This window comes from Burkholderia sp. Bp9142 (assembly GCF_003853415.1).
Classification (GTDB): Bacteria; Pseudomonadota; Gammaproteobacteria; order Burkholderiales; family Burkholderiaceae; genus Burkholderia.
Map to the genome: position 1 here is coordinate 1 of NZ_QTPP01000066.1, position 19,527 is coordinate 19,527.

The following is a 19,527-nucleotide window of genomic DNA, read 5'->3' on the forward strand; positions in this document are numbered from 1 at the left end:
GCCGGATATAGAGACGCAGCCCATCCTGTCTGTCAGAAACGCAAGAAAGCTGTTGCAAACGGGACGCGTTCATATAGACGCAATGACTCGATACAGCCGAGCCACCACGCTCGCATTTTCCATGAGTTTCACAGTCGTGCTTGTCACTGGGTGCGGTGGTGATGGCTCCGATGGTCCTCGCACCGCGCAAAGTCTTGCGGCCACGCCAACCTTGACGTTAGTGGCCAACTCATCCGCCGGCTTCGTGGCGCCCGACGCTAGTCTCACCGAGACTCAGCGGCACCTGGCTCTTGCGACGGCCAATGCTGGCAACTCATCCAACGTAAGCGATGCGCCGGCGGGCGGGAGCGCTGCCCTCTATGATCCGACAAGCATCCGTCCACAGTGGTGTTGGGGAGCTGAAAACACATCCTCGCCCCCGGGGCTGAGCGATGGCACGGTCGTCGCACCCGTGAAGATGTTCGATAACCTCTGGGCGTTCGGCTACCGCAATGTTCTGCAGTACGCTTTCAAGGCGGACAATGGCAAGGCTTTTCTGATCGATACGCTGAATAATTCCAGCGATGCCCAGTCCATTACCGTTCCGGGACTGACCGCGATGGGACTCTCCGGATCGGCTCTGGAGGGAGCACTCGTCACACACGGCCATCCCGACCACTATGGCGGCGCAGGTTACCTGCAAACGACATACGGCACTCCCACCTATATGGGTAGTGCCGACGCCAGCGTCGGTCAAAGCAGCGTTCCGAAGTTCACCGTCACGTCGATCGACTCGTCGAACTTGCAGCCACAGCAAAAGGACTTTGGCAGTTTGAGCATGACGCTTCTGTCTACGCCAGGCCACACTGCAGGGACGGTCTCGGCTATCGTTTCGGCTCGCATTTCGAATACGACATATCAGCTCGCCATATTGGGCGGTGCTGGCTTCCCCAGCACGCTATCGCTCGCTCAACAGTATCAAGATAGCGTCGAACGCATGTACAGTCTCGCCGCGACGAATAAAATCTCCGGCACGATCCAGGCGCATGCCTTCATCGACGGGTCACTCGCCAAACTCGATTCGCTTACCAAGAATCCGGCGTCCTACAGCACGGCCAACCCGTTCCTGATCGGTAACGCGCTTGCGATGCGCTCGCTCGCGGTGGTGAGAGAGTGTGCTGCCGCAAAAGTGGCGCAGCTCAATACATCAGCTTCGATTGCCGCGTGGCATGTCACGCAGATTCGCACGACCGCAGCGGCACAGAGCGGAGCCGTACTGGCAAGCGCGGTCGTTTCAAACCCGTTCGGCTACCTGCAAAATGCATCCGTCAAGTTCACTGTCTCGCCGACAGGCGAAAGCTGTACCGCATATACGAACAGTAGCGGTCAAGCAAGCTGTACGCTGACCCCAACGTCAACTTCGGGTATCACGGTGACGGCGGCATTCTCCCAAGCGAACCTTGCCGACGGCAGCGTTGAGTTGGCATCAAGTGGAACAGTGACCGTCAAATAGCAGTCAATTCCCCCGCTTCAGCGGGGGTACGGCAATTGCCTGCGATCATGTTGCGGTCGGCACTTCACCGCCATCGTCGGAGAAACCGTCAGTCCGACATCCCTAAAGCGTCTTGACCCTTGAGCCAGCCGATCAGGTGATCACGGAAACCTTCGGCTGCCGGGGACATTGCGCGTGTTGACGCACAATAGAGACAAACTTGGCGCATTACGTCCGGCTTTACGATTGGCCGCATCACCAGGCCGAGCGGCCGAGCAAGCAATCCCACGTATGCCGGCGCGAGAGTAAGCGCGATTCCTGCCGCCGCCATTCCCAGCGCCGTACTGATGTTGTCCACGACGTCCATCGGAACGATGCGTTCATCTTCCGAAGCACCTGCGTGCATTAATGAAACATTCCTTTCGTAATCCCGGCCAGCTGCGACCAGCGTTTGCTGCCTCAAGTCGACCCAAGCAATCGTCCGTCGCTTGGCGAGCGGGTGACGTGCGGGACACCATAGTACCCACGGGCTCTTGAACAGACCGATCCGCGTCACATCATCTCCCACACCTTGATCAGGTCCAATCGCCAAATCTACGTCGGCGCTCGCCACCATATCGACCAAATTGTCGACAGCTGCATCACGTATCCGGATCACAACCTTCGGATGATCGGACGTATACGCCTTGATGGCATCCGGAAGAATTGTGCTCGCGATCACGAGTGACGCCGCAATGCGGACAACGCCCGCGGCACGGTTGCGAATGTCTTCTGCTGCGGTCTGCGCAAGCTCGATGTGCTTGAGCACGCTCTTCGCGGGGGCCAGAAATTCGCGCCCAGCCGGTGATAGCGACACGCTGCGCGTTGTGCGATCGAACAGACGAAATCCGATTGCCGATTCCAGTTCCGCAATGAGCTGGCTAACGGCCGACGGCGACAGATTCAGACGCTCGCCGGCCTTTCCGAAATTTCGGACGTCCGCGACGGTCAGGAAGGCGGCGAGCTGCCTCGGAGTGAAGCGGGCAAACGACATGATCTCGCACCCATTGAACAGTATTTTTTAATAATACCGTGCAATTTATCGTTTGTCTTGTGAGATGAGTGAACGCAAACTGGTGCGGCAATCAGCACATATTCCAAGTTTGGAGACACCACGTGGCACATCAAATTCTTGCGGCCCTCCAGCCAGAGCTCGCAGTCGAAGAGCGGGCCTACGCAAAAGTAACGAGACGTATCGTTCCGTTTTTATGTCTGTGCTTTGTCATCGCATTCCTCGATCGAGTGAACATCGCCTTTGCGAAACTGCAAATGTCGTCGCAGTTGGGGTGGAGCGAACAAATTTACGGGCTGGGAGCCGGCATCTTTTTTCTCGCCTATTTCATCTGCGAAGTACCCAGCAATCTGATCATGCATCGGGTCGGCGCCCGTCGCTGGATTGCCCGGATCATGATCAGCTGGGCGGTTTTGACGGGAGCCATGGCGTTCGTTCAGTCGACGACCGCCTTCTATGTGGTGCGCTTTCTCATCGGCGCGGCGGAAGCAGGCTTCTTTCCCGGAATCATCCTGTATTTGACTTACTGGTTCCCTGCAAAGCGAAGAAGCCGTGTCATTGCAATCTTCATGACCGCCATCCCGATCGCCGGGGTATGCGGCGGCCTCCTGTCGGGTTGGATTCTGTCGAAATTCAACGGACAGAGCGGACTCGCCGGCTGGCAATGGCTATTTCTGCTCGAATGCGTGCCCTCGCTTCTCGTCGGCATCGCAGCGCTCTTCTATCTGGACGACGGCATTCGCGATGCCAAATGGCTTGATGCCGAGGAACGTGCCCGGCTCATCTCCAACATCGATGCGGACGAAAAGCAGAAGCATTCCGTATCGCTGTCGGCCGCATTTCGCCTCCCCGTAGTCTGGTTGCTGGCACTCGTCTACTTCGGCTCGGCGATGGGTCAATACGGCTTTGGATTCTGGCTGCCGTCCATCATCAAGAGTACAGGAGTTGCTTCGCCACTGACTATCGGTCTGCTTTCCGCCATTCCGTACGCATTCGGTATCGTCGCCATGCTCATCGTCGGGCGAAGTGCGGATCGATACGGCGAGCATCGTTGGCACTATCTTGTCCCCTGCATGGCGGCCGCACTCGGACTTGTGGGTAGCGCGCTGTACAGTCACGATCGGCTCCTGTCGCTTGGCGCATTGACCATCGCCTGTATGGGACTCCAGTGCCTTGCCCCCGTGTTCTGGAGAATTCCGACCTCGATGCTGAGCGGCGTCGCCGCAGCAGCCGGAATCGCCCTCATCAATTCAATCGGCAACTTGGCTGGCTTCGTCAGCCCATATATGGTCGGCTGGATTGTCGATCACACTGGCGGTACGAACAAGGCGCTTTACATCATTGCTGCGCTTCTTCTGCTGTCAGCCGGGATTGTGTTTCGTCTGCCGACCACGGTTAAGCAAAGTCACTAACGCTTTTATTCGATTCGAATATTTCCCGAGATCATGAACTCTCTTGTCGACGATTTTTTCAATGCCCTCATTGCCGCATTGGGTGAGACTGCCGTGGTCCGCGACCCGGAAACCACGTCGGCACATGCCAGCGACTGGAGTGAAGCGACACCGAAGAAGCCGTTCATCGTCTTGTTTCCTCGAAGTCCACAACAGGTAGCAGACGCGCTTAACGTGTGCAACCGATTCGGTCGCCAGGTCGTCGTGCAAGGTGGCCTCACGGGGCTCGCTGGTGGTGCGACGCCGTGCGGCGACGAGATCGCGCTCTCGCTCTCCAAGCTCAACCTTATCGAAGACGTCGACGTCGTCGGCGGAACAGCCACCGTTCAGGCAGGTGTCATTCTCGAAATGTTTCAGCAGCACGTCGAGGAACACGGCTGGTACTTCCCGCTCGATCTTGGCGCTCGAGGATCCTGTCAGATCGGGGGCAATGCGGCAGTCAATGCCGGGGGCAATCGCGTGATCCGTTTCGGCACAATGCGCGATCTGGTACTCGGGGTTGAGGTCGCGTTACCCGACGGTCGTGTGATCGATATGCTGAATCGCGTTACGAAGAACACGACCGGCATCGACCTCAAACATCTGTTCCTAGGAAGCGAGGGAACATTGGGAGTCATCACGCGACTCGTAGTAAAGCTCTTCCCCAAACCTACGAGCGCATGTACCGCACTTTGTTCGCTCTCGTCATTCGAAGCGGCAACGAAACTGATTCACCAGAGCCGAGCAATATTGCCGAGCCTGTCGGCATTCGAAGTCATGTGGAGCGACTTCATGGACGCCGCCTGTGATATCGCGGACCTACGTTTGCCCTTCGGTACGTCTGCGCCCGTATATGCGCTGATCGAGACGCTCGGATCGAACGAAGCGGAGGACCGGCAGAGACTCGAAGAATTCCTCGGCAATGCGCTCGAAAGCAGCCTCGTCGACGATGTGATCGTCGCCCAGTCGTTGGACGATTCGACCCGCTTGTGGGCCTATCGCGAGACAGTGGGCGAATTGCTATCGAGCATGAAGCCCCACGCGGCATTTGATGTCGGCGTTCCCGTGGCAGAAATGGAGCGTTTTGTCGAAGCAACTCGACAAGCGCTGACCACGCAATTTCCGTTGAAACGCCACCTGTTCTTCGGACATATCGGCGACGGCAATCTACACGTGCTTTCCGGGCCTCACGATAGCCAGGACGAACTGCATCGGGTCGAGGAACTGGTCTATTCGGCCGTCAAAGAAGTAGGCGGTGCAATATCGGCCGAGCATGGAATCGGTGTCGTCAAGAAAACTTTTCTGCACAACAGCCGCTCCGAAAACGAGATCGCGCTAATGCGGAGTCTCAAGCACCTTTTCGATCCGGCAAATATTCTCAATGCCGGTCGAATCTTTTGAAGATCAAATGGTACCGAACGTGAAAGTTATTGTCGCTGCAAAAAGAGTGGTCGATTACAACGTGAAGGTCCGCGTGAAGTCGGACAACACGGGCGTCGACATCGCGAACGTGAAGATGTCGATGAACCCGTTCGACGAAATCGCGGTGGAAGAAGCGGTGCGCCTGAAGGAAGCGGGCGTGGCGACCGAAGTGATCGCGGTGTCGGTCGGCGTCACGCAAGCGCAGGAAACGCTGCGCACGGCGCTGGCGATCGGCGCGGATCGCGCGATCCTCGTCGAGTCGAACGACAGCGTCGAGCCGCTCGCCGTCGCGAAGATCCTGAAGGCGCTGGTCGACAAGGAACAGCCGCAGCTGGTGATCCTCGGCAAGCAGGCGATCGACGACGATTCGAACCAGACGGGCCAGATGCTGGCGGCGCTGGCAGGCCTGCCGCAAGCGACGTTCGCATCGAAGGTGACAGTCGCTGACGGCAAGGCAACGGTCGCGCGCGAAGTCGACGGCGGCGCGGAAACGCTGTCGCTGACGCTGCCGGCGGTCGTGACGACCGACCTGCGTCTGAACGAGCCGCGCTACGTGACGCTGCCGAACATCATGAAGGCGAAGAAGAAGCCGCTGGAAACCGTGAAGCCGGAAGACCTCGGGGTGGACGTCGCGCCGCGTCTGAAGACGCTGAAGGTGGTCGAGCCGCGGAAGCGCGCAGCCGGCGTGAAGGTACCGGACGTGAAGACGCTGGTCGAGAAGCTGAAGACCGAAGCCAAGGTGCTGTAAGAGGGAGCGCAAAGAAATGACGATTCTGGTGATTGCGGAACACGACAACGCGTCGGTCAAGGCCGCGACGCTGAACACGGTGGCAGCGGCAGCGAAGATCGGCGGCGACATCCACGTGCTGGTCGCAGGCCACAACGCGCAAGCGGCTGCGGACGCAGCGGCGAAGATCGCAGGTGTCTCGAAGGTGCTGCTGGCCGACGCGCCGCAACTGGCCGCAGGCCTGGCGGAAAACGTCGAGGCGACCGCGTTGAACATCGCGAAGAACTACTCGCACATCCTCGCGCCGGCGACTGCGTACGGCAAGAACATCGCACCGCGCATCGCCGCGAAGCTGGACGTCGCGCAGATCTCGGACATCACGGCGGTCGATTCGGCCGACACGTTCGAGCGCCCGATCTACGCAGGCAACGCGATCGCGACGGTGCAGTCGAGCGACCCGATCAAGGTCGTCACGGTGCGTGCGACGGGTTTCGATCCGGTGGCGGCCGAAGGCGGCAGCGCGTCGGTCGACAAGATCGACGCGGCGGCCGATGCCGGCAAGTCGCAGTTCGTGAGCCGTGAAGTGACGAAGCTGGACCGTCCGGAACTCACCAGCGCGAAGATCATCGTGTCGGGTGGCCGCGGTCTGGGTAGCGGCGAAAACTACACGAAGGTGCTGGAGCCGCTGGCCGACAAGCTGTCGGCGGCACTCGGCGCATCGCGCGCGGCAGTCGACGCCGGCTACGTGCCGAACGACTACCAGGTCGGCCAGACCGGCAAGATCGTCGCGCCGCAGCTGTACATCGCGGTCGGTATCTCGGGTGCGATCCAGCACCTGGCCGGCATGAAGGATTCGAAGGTGATCGTCGCGATCAACAAGGATCCGGAAGCGCCGATCTTCAGCGTGGCCGACTACGGCCTCGTCGGCGATCTGTTCGCGCTTGTGCCGGAGCTGTACAGCGCCCTTGCCTAAGCATTAGAACCCTTATTGGAGAATCACGATGACCGATCTCTTTGAAAATCCAATGGGCCTGACAGGATTCGAGTTTGTCGAATTTGCGTCGCCTGTGGCCGACACGCTAGAGCCGGTATTTGAAAAGCTCGGCTTTACGCTCGTAGCTCGTCATCGATCGAAAGACGTATTGCTCTATCGGCAAGGCGATATCAACTTCATTATCAACCGTGAGCCGAACAGCCTGGCCTCGTATTTCGCGGCCGAACACGGACCTAGCGCCTGCGGGATGGGCTTCCGGGTGCGTGATTCGCATCACGCCTATCGTCGCGCTCTCGATCTGGGTGCGCAGCCGGTTGATCTTCCGACCGGGCCAATGGAACTGCGCCTACCGGCCATCAAGGGAATCGGTGGCGCGCCCATCTATCTGATCGATCGCTTCGAGGATGGCCAGTCGATCTACGATATCGATTTCGCGTTCATCGAAGGCGTGGATCGACATCCCGCCGGCCACGGCTTGCGTCGCATCGATCACCTGACGCACAACGTTTATCGTGGGCGAATGGCTCATTGGGCCGGGTTCTACGAGAAGCTGTTCAATTTCCGCGAGCTTCGCTATTTTGACATTCAGGGCGAGTATACGGGACTCGCATCGCGTGCGATGACGGCCCCCGACGGCAAGATTCGCATCCCTCTGAATGAGGAGTCGTCACGGGGTAGCGGACAGATCGAGGAATTCCTGATGCAGTTCAACGGCGAGGGAATTCAGCATATTGCGCTGTCCACCGACGACCTGATCGAGACAGTCGACCGGTTACAGATGGCAGGCATTCCGCTGATGACCGGTCCCAACGATTTCTATTACGAGGCACTCGAAACACGCCTTCACGGCCATGGACAACCTGTAGAACACTTGAAGGCTCGCGGCATCCTGCTGGATGGCAGCACTCAATCCGACAACCCTCGGCTCCTGCTACAGATATTCTCTCAAACACTGCTCGGCCCGGTCTTCTTCGAATTCATTCAGCGTCAGGGCGACGACGGCTTCGGCGAGGGCAATTTCAAGGCGCTGTTCGAGTCGCTCGAGCGCGACCAGATCGCCCGTGGTGCGTTGCAGGTCGAACGCTGACGTCAGATGCCCGAAGACAGGATGGGACGATATCCGCACGGAAATCGTCCCATTCGAGCATCGTCGCATCCAAAACGTTCGCTGCACCGTCGTAGCACTACAAACGAACCTGCGGTCGATAGCCCGCACGAGCACTAGTTGTTGGCGTCGGCTATGCGCCCTCCTTCATCGCTGCCTACAACGCACGCTTCGCAAAGCCACCGAGGAGCGACTTCGATGCGCACCGGCCGCTGCGGAGCGACGAGAATCTGGATCGGCTGATGACCTGGCGCGAGACGCGCCGGGTCACGAAGTCGCTGACGGTGCAGTACGACCGGGTGATGTATCTGCTGGACGATACGCTGGCGAACCGGAAGCTGATTCACCGTTACATCGACGTATGGGAGTACCTGGACGGACGGATCGAGATACGCGCCGACGGCTGCGTGATCGCGCCGGCCATCAGCGCCGTCGAGGAAGGATTCAACGTACAGGTTGTCACGGACGGCAGCGGATCGGCAACGAAGATCGGCGACGAGATTGCCTGGCAGCGACTCGAAAGCGCAGGTGTTCGCTTGACGTCCACCGCCGGGATCACCGCGGAACTGGTTTACAACTGGGATACGGATCTCGGCGACTATGCACTGAGCCTGATTCCCGGTGTGCTCGATGCATCGGTCAAACTCCGCATCACGCTGCGCATCCTGTGGCGCCTGTTGACCGGGCAAGGCCTGCCGCGTGTGGATTCGCAGCGAGCAAGCAAAGCCGGAAAGTTCGGCGCTGCACTCTCGAAATAAGCGTTGGGGCGAATTTCGCCGCGTTCGGGACGCGACAACGTGCCGTTTGTCGCGCTTCGCGCGGCCAATCGCCCAACGTCACGAGCTTCCGGGCGGTGAATTTCCCTGGTCTTCCTCCCGCGCGTCGAACGCTGCTCTGGCAGTGTCAATATCGTCGATGTGACGACTGGCCCACGTCCCGAGCGCGAAAACGGGTTCCGTTAGCGAGCGACCAAGCTGAGTCAATTCGTATTCCACGTGAGGAGGCATCACGCCCAGCACCGTTCGCTTGACCAGACCGTCTCGTTCGAGGCCTCGAAGACAGAGCGTCAACATGCGCTGCGATATGCCGTCAACGGCATTTTTGATCTCAGTGAACCTGTGCGGACGGTCCGCCAACAGCATGATGACAAGAACGCTCCATTTTTCGCCAACGCGAGCCAGGATCTGACGGATCTTCTGACAGTCCGTATGCTGGGAATCGTCAGGATGGCTAGTGACACTCATGATACTGGGTTCCCTTGATGTGCCGTATTGCCGGCATTCGCACCGGTCGTTAAATTTCGAAACTCAGTAACAATTTTATACCTTAGGTCAAGCCATGACACTCCTTCATATCGACACAAGTATCCTGCATGAACACTCCGTGAGCCGCCAACTCACGGCAGCGATCGTCCGGCGGCTAACCGACGCGACACCGGAACTCAAAGTCGTCCGAAGCGATCTTGTCGCCGAGCCGATTGACCATTTGTCGGGCGCCGAATTTCTTGCCTTCCGTGGCCTCGCGCCGACAAGCGAGGACGCCAAGCAAGCCGTGGCTCGAAATGCAAAGGCCCTCGAGGACTTCCTCTCTGCCGACGTAATTGTCATCGGCGCCCCCATGTACAACTTTTCCTTGCCGTCGCAACTCAAGGCGTGGCTCGATCGAATCGCGGTGCCGGGCGCAACGTTCCGCTACACCGAAAATGGCGTCGAAGGGCTGGCGAATGGCAAACGGGTCATCATCGCGTCTTCCCGTGGCGGCCGGTACACCGATCCAGCCCCCACCTCTTTCCTGGATCACCAGGAAACCTATCTCCAGGATTTCTTTGGTTTCCTCGGTATCACCGACGTGACGTTCGTTCGAGCCGAAGGTCTGGCATTTAGTGAAGAGAGCAGGACAGCGGCCATTGAAGCTGCCATGGTGGATATCGAACAACTTGCTGCGTAAGAAGGGACATTATGAAGGCTCAGCACGTAAAACTTTCTACCGCACCGCGTCGCTCAACTCGATATATCTCGTGGGGACTCCGGATTCTCGCCGCGAGCGCGTTTCTGGCCGCCGGCGGCGCCAAGCTTGCAGGCGTCCCAATGATGATCGCAATCTTTGACCATATCGGCATCGGTCAATGGTTCCGTTTCGTAACGGGCGTTACCGAAATCGTGGGTGGTGTTGCCATACTGATTCCAGGAACTACCCTATTCGGCGGCCTATTGCTTGCCATCACCATGTCCGTCGCGGTTCTAGTTCACCTGTTCGTCATCGGGGGAAGTCCCGTCCCGGCCATTGTGCTGTTGCTGATCACCGCAACCGTCGCTTGGCTACACCGTCCCGGCGTAACTCTCGGTCGATAGACATCGACTGACCATCTGGAGTGAAAGCGATGACAACGAGCAACGATCAATCGACCCCGCGACGCATCGTACGTCGCACTCGAGGGCTGGGTCATGGCCCTATCACCCGTCTGATGAGCCCGTCCGATCTCGGCGGGGTCGTCAAACCCTTCGTGTTTCTCGACCTCTTCGACGCCGACCGGACAACGGTCCAGGCCATGGCAAGCATGCCCCTTCATCCGCATTCGGGTGTCGCCACCGTCACCGTCCTGACCGAGGGGAGCATGCGTTTTCACGATCCGGCGGCAGGTTCCGGCAAGATCGGCTATGGCGGCGTCGAATGGATGCGAGCAGGCAGTGGCGTCTGGCATGGCAAGGAGATGTCACCTGACGATGTGCCGCGTGTTCAGGGCTTCCAGCTCTGGCTCGCCTTGCCGGCAGACCTTGAGAGCAGCGAGCCAGTCAGTCGCTACATCGAAGCGAGCGACATGGTGCAGTCCGGGCCCGCGACCGTCATCGTGGGCAATTACGAGGGTAAGCAAAGTCCCGTACCAGCACCAGGCGACATCAATTATCTTCTGGTCACGCTGCCCGCAGGTGAGCGCTGGACGTACCGACCGCCGGCAGGACATACCGTAGGTTGGCTCGCGGTAGCAAAGGGGCGGCTCAATACCGGCGCCGTGATCGATACTGGCGAGATGGTAATCTTCGAAGCTGGCGAGATCCCTATCGCTCTCGAAGCGCCGAACGACGAAGCGGCCGTGTTTGTATTGGGCTCGGCCGTGCCGCATCGCTATCCACTGCATCTCGGCCATTACTCGGTCCACACGTCGGCCCAAGCATTAGAGTCGGGCGAACGCCGCATTGCCGAACTCGGACGAAAGCTGCGAGAGGCGGGAGATCGCCGCACCGACTCAGGGACGATTCCTGTATTCAGGTAGCCGTTAAATACGGGTGATGTCCGCCGGGGATATTTCGATGAACGGATTGGAACACACACCGTCGGAAATCCCCGGTCCCGCGGACGTGCGCGTTTGTTGCGATGACATCCCGTTTCGTTTGAAGGTTGAACAATCTCTCTCTCGTCTTTCCTACGCCATTTACCGCTGGCATGACGCTGATCGATACGACCGACAACATTCTGATGTTGGGCGCCTATGGTTGGGCGCATATAAAGCCTGTCCGAAAGCTCTACTACAACATTACGATTTCGTCGATCTCGGTCGCGATTGCTGTACTCGTCGGCAGTATTGAAGGACTCGGACTGTTCGCAGAGCACTTCCGGCTGTCGTCGCCCTTTTGGAACACCATTGCAAAGCTGAACGACAGCTTCGGTCTGGTAGGCATTGCCATCGTCGGTCCTTTTTTAGGCAGTTGGCTCTGTTCCGCCGCCTTCTTTCGCTGGAAACGGTTCGACGACCCGCATGTCTCCGGACTTTCCTCCGTTTCTTCGGAAAGTCGGTAAAACAAATCACCCGAGCAGGCGACGCGGCGCTCGACAGATATCGCCGTGAAGCTACCGGTCAATAACCCCCTTTCGACCGCCCGGATTCGCATGCCGACAGCCGGAGCCGGTGCGATCAGCACCGAGAGCGTAATCACGGTCGATGCTCGTTCGCGATCGTAGGTATCACCCCCCTCCGACCACCAACGATCGCTGCCCCGACTCCCACTGCTGCGCTCAGGGCAGAACCACCTCTAAAATGCCGACTTTCGGTGATCAGCCGACAGATTGTTAGCAATTTTATAGTGCAAGCCCACGCGATTCTGGTGCGAACAAGCTTTATTTTGGTAACTTTCGCGCCCTTTCCCGGTGCCAAACCGTCTCGCTAAAAAAATTTGCTGTCGAGATTGTTGACAATGTTTTTGTCAAAGTTATGATTGATTTCTCGCCTCAGATTTTGTCTTAGGATTACGAAGTTTATTTTCATACCTGCATTCGTAAGCGCACGTTTTTTTACTTCATCCGACTCAACTCGGCATTCTCGTTGTGCCACCTGGAGGCCGTCATGGCTGACTTAACCACTGCTTCAGTTCCTAAAGCAGATCATGGGCCCGACCCACGATCCCGTTACAGCGATCGTCTGTACAACGATGATCTCGCACCGCTCACCGATCAACATTGGGGGGCCTACAACATCTTCGCGTTCTGGATGTCGGACGTACATAGCGTCGGTGGATACGTGTTCGCGGGCAGTCTTTTCGCGCTCGGACTCGCCAGTTGGCAAGTGCTGGTCTCGCTGGTCATCGGCATCGTGATCGTGAACGTCTTCAGCAATCTGATCGCGAAGTCGAGTCAGCGCCACGGCGTACCCTATCCGGTGATTTGCCGCGCGACGTTTGGCGTGCTCGGTGCAAATGTGCCCGCCGTAATTCGCGGCCTAATCGCAGTCGCTTGGTACGGAATTCAGACCTACCTCGCGTCGAGCGCGTTCGTGATCGTCGTCCTCAAATTCTTCCCTGCACTGATGCCGTACGCGGACGTCCATCAGCACGGTTGGCTCGGTCTATCTGCACTGGGGTGGAGTTCGTTCATGCTGTTGTGGGTGCTCCAGGCATTCGTGTTCTGGAGCGGGATGGAGACGATCAAGAAGTTCATCGACTTCGCCGGGCCGGCCGTGTACGTCGTCATGTTCGTTCTCGCCGGCTATATGGTGTCTCGCGCCGGAATTCGAAATATTGCGTTGAACCTCGGCGAGGTGAAATTTACCGGCTGGTCCAGCGTCCCGGTAATGATCACCGCGATCTCACTCGTCGTGTCGTACTTTTCCGGCCCGATGCTGAATTTTGGTGACTTCTCGCGTTACTGCAAATCGTTCGACGCTGTTAAGCGGGGTAACTTCTGGGGGCTGCCGGTCAATTTTCTTGCGTTCTCGCTCGTCACGGTGATCACGACATCTGCAACGTTGCCGGTCTTTGGCCAACTGATCACGGATCCGGTCGAGACCGTCGGTCGTATCGACCAACCGTTCGCGGTCGTTCTCGGTGCGCTCACGTTCATGATCGCCACGATCGGTATCAACATCGTTGCGAACTTCGTATCGCCAGCATTTGATTTCTCGAACGTTGCCCCGAAGAGAATCAGTTGGCGGGCGGGCGGGATGATCGCGGCAGTCGCGTCAGTCTTCATCACACCGTGGAATCTGTTCAATAACCCTGCCGTGATCCATTACACGCTCGACGTGCTCGGCAGCTTCATCGGTCCGTTGTATGGCGTGCTGATCGTGGATTACTTCATCGTAAAGCGCCAGAAAGTCACGACTGACGACCTGTACTCGATGTCGGAGCAAGGTGCGTACTGGTACACCGGCGGAGTGAACCGGGCCGCGATTGTCGCGTTGATTCCGGCTGCGGCCATTGCGGTGGCGTGCGTCCTCGTGCCGTCCATGAAGGGGCTTGCAAATTTCTCGTGGTTTGTCGGTGCCGGCCTCGGTGCCCTGTTCTATGCAATTGCGTCGCGCCGTGCGTAATCGCATGGAACGCGTTCCCCATGGAAACTCATTCTTCATCATGATGAAAACATCCACTTTCGGCTTTGTCGGCGCAACCGCGCTCAGCTTGATGGCCGGCTCGGCCAACGCTCAATCATCGGTAACGGCTTATGGGATGATCGACACCGGCTTTGCATATGCCAATCACGTCGGCAACGGTAACCAGAACGTATTCAAAGTGCAGGACAGCATCCTCGGCGTCTCGACGTTCGGCATGAAGGGCTCGGAGGACCTCGGCGGCGGTCTGCGGGCAATCTTCAATCTCCAGATGGGCTTCAATCCATCAACCGGACGAATGGACAATCCGAACGCGGGTATGTTCGACCGGAACGCGTACGTCGGGTTCGATAGCCCATCCGGCACGCTGACCTTCGGGCACCAATGGAACCTGAACGACGATTGGCTCGTGGGCAGCGTATTTGGGGCTGGCTACAACTCGGGCGCTCCGTTCAAGTTCCATGAATTCGATGCGATCAGCGAGTACTACAACAATGCCGTGAAATATGTGTCGCCGACATTCGGTGGTCTGCAGGTAGCTGGCTTCTATTCGTTCGGCGGGTTCGCAGGCGACTTCACGCGCGGTTCGGTCTTCAACGTCGGCGCCCGCTATACAGCGGGTCCGCTGTACCTTGGGGCGACCTACGACCAGGAAAGCGCGTCATCTGCCGGTGGCGGCAAATACAAGCTTGCTACGACCGGTGCTCGCTACGACTTCGGTCCGGTACGAGCGCGTCTGGGCTACGCGCACGCCAACATCACCGGTCCGGGCACGTTTCAGTCGATCCCGAGTCAACCCGCACAGAACGCGAATGTCTACGAGGCGGGAATCGACTTCGTCGCGATCCCAACGGTCACGCTCTCGGGCGACTATCTCTACAAACAGAATACGACAGCGCACAACCACACCTCCGAGTACCGGATGCTGGCGACCTATTCACTGTCTAAACGGACTTCGCTGATCGCCAACATTGCGTTTCTGTCGAATTCCGGGGGCGCAACGGAGGCAATGTACAACGTCGACTCGCCACTACCGGGCACGTACGGCGGGCTGCCGAATTCTACGCAGACCGCGTTCACTGTCGGCATGCGACATGCCTTCTAGTGAGTCAACGGAGGATGTGGCCATAAAGCGAAGGGCCTTCAATACGGGCACGTTACGATGGCCCTTTGGGCGGCGTCCTCCGTCGCAATTACTGTCGCTCCAAATTTCGAGCAACGCGTTCTACTCGATGTCCGTTCCCTCGGCAAAGTCGATTGCTTTCAAGACATCTGACCGCCACGCTGTCTCGATATAGATCAACGATCTGAACCGCGTGTCGGGGGTAACCAGCGTACCCCCGACACGCAAGCGGTCGCGACGATCGGATGCCCCGTCAACGTCGATTTCGACGACAGCCCTGCAATGCGGTGAACCACCAAGACTCCGGATGCGGTCAGTCAAGCAGTCTCGATCGACTCCATCGCTAGCGCCCCGAGCCGCGGATCGACAGTTAGCTCAGGGCTTTCGTCCTTGACAAGTACACGATCGACACGCGCAGCACTTCCGGCGGCGCATGTACAGCGCTTCGATATGAATGAATCTCGATTGCCGACCGCCCATGCTCGGCGCTGACGATACTCTCGCCGAATCGCTCTACAAATCTGACCAGTGCAGGGGCATGAACAAGGTTCGTTATTATGTTATGCAGAGCATAAGCGCGCTCAGGCACAGTTCCCATTATGCCCGGCTCGCGACGGGTAGAGTTCTGCGGTGACCGTGGAGTACCGGTCAAAGCCGGCCGGCACCTGAAACGTCTTCGCATAATCGGAGCAAGCTTCCCCGATCGACCATTCCGGTCGACGGGAGAAAGTCGTGAACAACACATGGTCTCCGACTTCGGCGGTAAGCGTTCGAGAATGGTCGTCCTAGAGCGGGACTTGCTCAAGGAGCAACTGAAGGCGTTCCAGCGCCAGCTGTTTGCCGCCAACAGCGAGGTGCGTGGTTCTGAACAGAAGGATCTGTTCCTCAATGCGGCTGAGGCACTGGTCGCCGGCACTGCTGCACCGGCTCAGGAAGAACAAGGTACGCCAGCGATTCAGCAAGGCTTGCAATTGGCGGAGCTTCCGGACTGCGTCGGTCGCAATAAAGCCGCCCTGCAGGCGCGCGCCGGCCTCAGACCGCTGAGCATGAGGTTCAGCGCGTGAGTTCAGAAGGCCTGACATCGAGATTGGCGTAGTCCGGAGATTCAACCTTGGGAGTTCGGTTCGAATACCAGTCTTTCGGGATGCGGTCCGTGGTTCACATTGTCCGCCCGCTATCGTGAAGCCGGGACAACAATCGTATTCCGTTCGCGCCGATGCATGCACTCAAATGCAGCGCGATAACGTACTACCATCCGGAGCCAGCATGACCATCAACCACGTTACCGCTCGGCTGAGTACGCCGGCACTGAGCGCCGCCACGCCCAGCGTGTCGGGCAACTCCACTACCGCTGTGCAGGAACGTCGTCGCAAGGCGCCTGCGGATGCCCCCAAGATGCCGCCTCCGCGCAAACAGCGGTTGAATGCCGCAGGGACCTCCAGTCGAGCAACGTTCCGGCGTGTCGATATCAGCAGCATGAGCACGCCTGACAAGCACGGTACGGGTACGTCGGCGTCGGCTGAAAATGACGTCCAGCTGCTGGACAATCGCGCGACGCTGGAAAAAATGGGCATCGAGCACCCATTGCTGAATCATTCCTGGCGCGATCCGATGCCCAGTGACGTGACCCCAACCAAGAATCCCCCCCCCCATTGCCCGGCGAGGTGAGCCTGCCAAGCCGAGCGCGGGTCAGGCAAGCGAGATTGCACATCAACATCCTGCGGCGCCCCAACTGACGTCTAGCCAGCAAGTAACCGTTGAGCGAGCGCGCACCCAGGTCCGCAGCGCATTGCAAGGGCCGCTGACAAAACTCCAGCAGGCGCTGGACAGAAATCTGGATCTGGAAGTCGCCCAGTTCCCGATCAAGAAAATCGACTGGACTCTGGTGCCGCTGTTGATGGCATCGGAAAACGCGCGCAATCCGGGCTTGAACTTGGTCGCATTGCATATGGACACTGCTGAAACCAGTTTCGATGACGATGACGAAGATGAACTCCCACCCATGGTGAACTCACACAATTTCGGCAAATTCATCGACGCTGCGCCGCCTGGCCGATACCGGGCCGTCGTCAATGATGTCCGTAAGCGGCTAGCCAACCCGTCTTGAGTTTGACCGAGGCGCTTGGGAGTATCGTGTCCACCTAACGAATAAGCGGACACGTGAACACTATCGAATCGGAAGCACTCCCGGAGCGTCGTCGTCGGCAACGCTACAGCGAGGAGTTCAAAGCGCAGGTGGTTGCTGCCTGCCAGGGAATCGGCGTATCGGTTGCGGCGGTCGCGCTGGAACACAGGCTCAACGCAAATCTGCTGCGGCGCTGGATCGATCAGGCGGAAGGTCGACTTCCCAAGAGACCGTTGGGCCGTCCACCGGCCACACCACCGTTACTGCCAGCCTTTGTGCCGTTGGCATTGGGAACGCCGAGTCCGCATTCGCCAGAGATCCGCATCGAGGTGCGCCGAGGAGATCAGTCGATCACGGTGAGCTGGCCGGTGTCCGAGGCAACCCAGTGCGCCGCCTGGCTGCGTGAGTGGCTGCGGTGATCCGTGTCGACGAGATCTGGCTGGCGGTCGATCCACTGGACATGCGCGCCGGTTTCGATACGGCCTTGGCGCGTGTGGTCAAGGTGTTCGGCGCCGCGCACCCACACCATGCCTATCTGTTCGCCAATCGGCGCGCCAACCGCATGAAGGTCCTGATTCACGACGGGATCGGCATCTGGCTGGCCGCGCGACGCCTGAACCAGGGGCAGTTCGCCTGGCCGCACCTCGGCAGCGAACCCAAGCAGCGTGCCTTGACGCACGAACAGCTGGCCGGCCTGGTGCTGGGCTTGCCGTGGCAGCGCATCGGCGAGGACGGCGTGATCCGTGTCGTCTAAGTCCCGCGGGACGTAAACAGTTGCGCTTCCGCCGTCTGCGGGGTTCTGGCAGACTGGCCCGCATGAACTTGCCTGCCGACCTCGACGCACTCAGCCCGGAACAGTTGCGCGCCCTGACAGCGCAACTGATAGCCGAAGTCGAGGCGAAGGACCAGACGATCAAGGAGAAGGAGCGGGAAGCCAGTGAGCGAGACCAAGAACTACGCTACCGGCAGACCCGTATCGATCAACTCACCCACGAGGTCTCGGTCCTCAAGCGCCAGCAGTTCGGCCGGCGCAGCGAACAGCTCAACAGTGAGCAGATGAACCTGCTCGACGAGGCCATCGAGGGCGACCTGGTTGCCATCGAGATGGAGCTCGAACAGCTTGAGCCGACACGAGTTGAACGGCAACGCGAGCAGCCGAAACGCGCACCGCTGCCGCCGCAACTGCCGCGCACCGAGATCCATCACGAACCGGATAGCACGACGTGCCAGTGCGGTTGCGAACGCATGCGCATCGGCGAGGACGTGAGCGAGAAGCTGGACTACACGCCGGGCGTGTTCACGGTGGAGCGGCATATCCGCGGCAAGTGGGTGTGCAAGGCGTGCGAGACGCTGATCCAGGCGCCGGTTCCGCCGCATGTGATCGACAAGGGCGTGCCCACTGCCGGGTTGCTCGCGCAAGTGCTGGTCGCCAAGTACGGCGACCACTTGCCCCTGTATCGCCAGGAACAGATCTTTGGTCGTGCGGGACTGGCCATTGCGAGATCCACGCTCGGTGCCTGGGTGGGCAGGTGTGGTGTGCAGTTGCAGCCGCTGGTCGATGCACTCCGCCAGGCCATCCTGCAACAGGGTGTGCTGCACGCGGACGAGACGCCCGTGCAGATGCTCAGCCCCGGCAAGGGCAAGACGCACCGGGCATACCTATGGGCGTATACGCCGACCCACTTCAGCAACCTGCGCGCAGTGGTCTACGACTTCGCCGAGAGCCGCGCCGGTGCGCACGCTCGCACGTTCCTGCAGGGCTGGCACGGCAAGCTGGTGTGCGATGACTACAGCGGGTACAAGGCCTCGTTCCAGCACGGCATCACCGAGATCGGATGCGCGGCCCATGCCCGACGCAAGTTCTTTGAATTACACGCCAACCACAGCAGCCAGGTTGCCGGGCAGGCCCTGCCGTTCTTTACCGCGCTCTACGACATCGAACGCGAGGCCGCGGCACTGAATGCCGACGAACGGCAGCGGCTTCGCCAGCGCCAGGCCAAACCGGTATGCGATGCCCTCCATGAATGGCTAGTGGCGCAGCGCAAACCCGTTGCGGAGGGTTCGGCGATTGCGAAGGCGCTGGACTACAGCCTGAAACGTTGGGAGGCACTCACGCGCTATCTCGATGACGGGAACGTGCCGATCGACAACAACTGGGTTCATGCCGCTAGCGGCATGAACCCAGTTATGCCGACTTCCGGATTATGCCGCGTCATGATTCCACGGGCCCAGCAGTTGGGCGGATCCCTGTTCCGCGTCGC

General features: G+C 59.1%; 19 protein-coding genes and 2 pseudogenes. 19 read left to right on the forward strand and 2 right to left on the reverse strand.

Features of this window, described 5'->3' with window-relative positions; translation table 11 throughout:
• On the forward strand, positions 1 to 1,492 hold a 1,492-nt coding region (locus DIE22_RS36995; protein ID WP_124607467.1), incomplete at its 5' end, for an MBL fold metallo-hydrolase.
• A gap of 88 nt (positions 1,493 to 1,580) precedes the next feature.
• On the opposite strand, the gene DIE22_RS37000 is transcribed toward DIE22_RS36995, so the two are convergent.
• Entirely contained in the window at positions 1,581 to 2,504 is a 924-nt protein-coding gene (locus DIE22_RS37000) for a LysR family transcriptional regulator (protein ID WP_124607468.1), read from the reverse strand.
• 122 nt (positions 2,505 to 2,626) lie between these two features.
• On the opposite strand from DIE22_RS37000, the gene DIE22_RS37005 reads away from it, so the two are divergent.
• The 6 genes and pseudogenes from DIE22_RS37005 to DIE22_RS38445 all read left to right on the forward strand — a co-directional run.
• Positions 2,627 to 3,934, forward strand: coding sequence for an MFS transporter (locus DIE22_RS37005; protein WP_124607469.1), 1,308 nt, complete (start codon positions 2,627 to 2,629; stop codon positions 3,932 to 3,934).
• 33 nt (positions 3,935 to 3,967) lie between these two features.
• A complete protein-coding gene (locus tag DIE22_RS37010; protein WP_124607470.1) occupies positions 3,968 to 5,353 on the forward strand; it encodes an FAD-binding oxidoreductase in 1,386 nt (461 codons plus the stop codon).
• 7 nt (positions 5,354 to 5,360) lie between these two features.
• Positions 5,361 to 6,122, forward strand: coding sequence for an electron transfer flavoprotein subunit beta/FixA family protein (locus DIE22_RS37015; protein ID WP_409410212.1), 762 nt, complete (start codon positions 5,361 to 5,363; stop codon positions 6,120 to 6,122).
• Between the two features lie 16 nt (positions 6,123 to 6,138).
• Complete coding sequence (locus DIE22_RS37020) at positions 6,139 to 7,074, forward strand: electron transfer flavoprotein subunit alpha/FixB family protein (protein ID WP_124607472.1); 936 nt, start codon at positions 6,139 to 6,141, stop codon at positions 7,072 to 7,074.
• Positions 7,075 to 7,102: 28 nt separating this feature from the next.
• The gene (gene hppD, locus DIE22_RS37025; RefSeq protein WP_124607473.1) at positions 7,103 to 8,182 is read left to right on the forward strand and encodes a 4-hydroxyphenylpyruvate dioxygenase; all 1,080 of its coding nucleotides are present in this window, start codon (positions 7,103 to 7,105) and stop codon (positions 8,180 to 8,182) included.
• 152 nt (positions 8,183 to 8,334) lie between these two features.
• Positions 8,335 to 8,958, forward strand: a pseudogene (locus DIE22_RS38445) (isochorismatase family protein); the annotation flags it as partial.
• Between the two features lie 78 nt (positions 8,959 to 9,036).
• Here the strand turns inward: DIE22_RS38445 and DIE22_RS37035 are convergent.
• Complete coding sequence (locus DIE22_RS37035; protein WP_124607474.1) at positions 9,037 to 9,444, reverse strand: helix-turn-helix domain-containing protein; 408 nt, start codon at positions 9,442 to 9,444, stop codon at positions 9,037 to 9,039.
• A gap of 94 nt (positions 9,445 to 9,538) precedes the next feature.
• On the opposite strand from DIE22_RS37035, the gene DIE22_RS37040 reads away from it, so the two are divergent.
• The 12 genes and pseudogenes from DIE22_RS37040 to tnpC all read left to right on the forward strand — a co-directional run.
• Positions 9,539 to 10,147: an FMN-dependent NADH-azoreductase gene (locus tag DIE22_RS37040; RefSeq protein ID WP_124607475.1), complete on the forward strand. Its 609-nt coding sequence runs from the start codon at positions 9,539 to 9,541 to the stop codon at positions 10,145 to 10,147.
• 11 nt (positions 10,148 to 10,158) lie between these two features.
• Entirely contained in the window at positions 10,159 to 10,551 is a 393-nt protein-coding gene (locus tag DIE22_RS37045; RefSeq protein WP_124607476.1) for a DoxX family protein, read from the forward strand.
• Between the two features lie 29 nt (positions 10,552 to 10,580).
• A complete protein-coding gene (locus DIE22_RS37050; RefSeq protein WP_124607477.1) occupies positions 10,581 to 11,471 on the forward strand; it encodes a pirin family protein in 891 nt (296 codons plus the stop codon).
• 125 nt (positions 11,472 to 11,596) lie between these two features.
• A complete protein-coding gene (locus tag DIE22_RS37055) occupies positions 11,597 to 11,995 on the forward strand; it encodes a hypothetical protein (protein ID WP_260426865.1) in 399 nt (132 codons plus the stop codon).
• A 544-nt stretch (positions 11,996 to 12,539) separates the two neighbouring features.
• Positions 12,540 to 14,000, forward strand: a complete 1,461-nt coding sequence (locus DIE22_RS37060; RefSeq protein ID WP_124607478.1) for an NCS1 family nucleobase:cation symporter-1 — start codon at positions 12,540 to 12,542, stop codon at positions 13,998 to 14,000.
• A 4-nt stretch (positions 14,001 to 14,004) separates the two neighbouring features.
• Positions 14,005 to 15,123, forward strand: a complete 1,119-nt coding sequence (locus DIE22_RS37065; RefSeq protein WP_185640783.1) for a porin — start codon at positions 14,005 to 14,007, stop codon at positions 15,121 to 15,123.
• Positions 15,124 to 15,914: 791 nt separating this feature from the next.
• Positions 15,915 to 16,100, forward strand: a pseudogene (locus tag DIE22_RS37070) (IS66 family transposase); the annotation flags it as partial.
• Positions 16,101 to 16,407: 307 nt separating this feature from the next.
• Positions 16,408 to 16,809, forward strand: coding sequence for a hypothetical protein (locus DIE22_RS37075; protein ID WP_124607480.1), 402 nt, complete (start codon positions 16,408 to 16,410; stop codon positions 16,807 to 16,809).
• A 121-nt stretch (positions 16,810 to 16,930) separates the two neighbouring features.
• Positions 16,931 to 17,248, forward strand: a complete 318-nt coding sequence (locus DIE22_RS37080) for a hypothetical protein (RefSeq protein ID WP_124607481.1) — start codon at positions 16,931 to 16,933, stop codon at positions 17,246 to 17,248.
• Between the two features lie 53 nt (positions 17,249 to 17,301).
• Positions 17,302 to 17,685 carry an IS66-like element accessory protein TnpA gene (gene tnpA / locus DIE22_RS37085; RefSeq protein WP_260426866.1) on the forward strand — a complete coding sequence of 128 codons (384 nt, stop codon included), beginning with the start codon at positions 17,302 to 17,304 and terminating at the stop codon, positions 17,683 to 17,685.
• Entirely contained in the window at positions 17,673 to 18,020 is a 348-nt protein-coding gene (gene tnpB / locus DIE22_RS37090) for an IS66 family insertion sequence element accessory protein TnpB (RefSeq protein ID WP_148092775.1), read from the forward strand. The genes tnpA and tnpB overlap by 13 nt, the downstream gene beginning before the upstream one ends.
• A 62-nt stretch (positions 18,021 to 18,082) precedes the next feature.
• A partial coding sequence (gene tnpC / locus DIE22_RS37095) for an IS66 family transposase (RefSeq protein WP_260426867.1) occupies positions 18,083 to 19,527 on the forward strand: 1,445 nt, incomplete at its 3' end.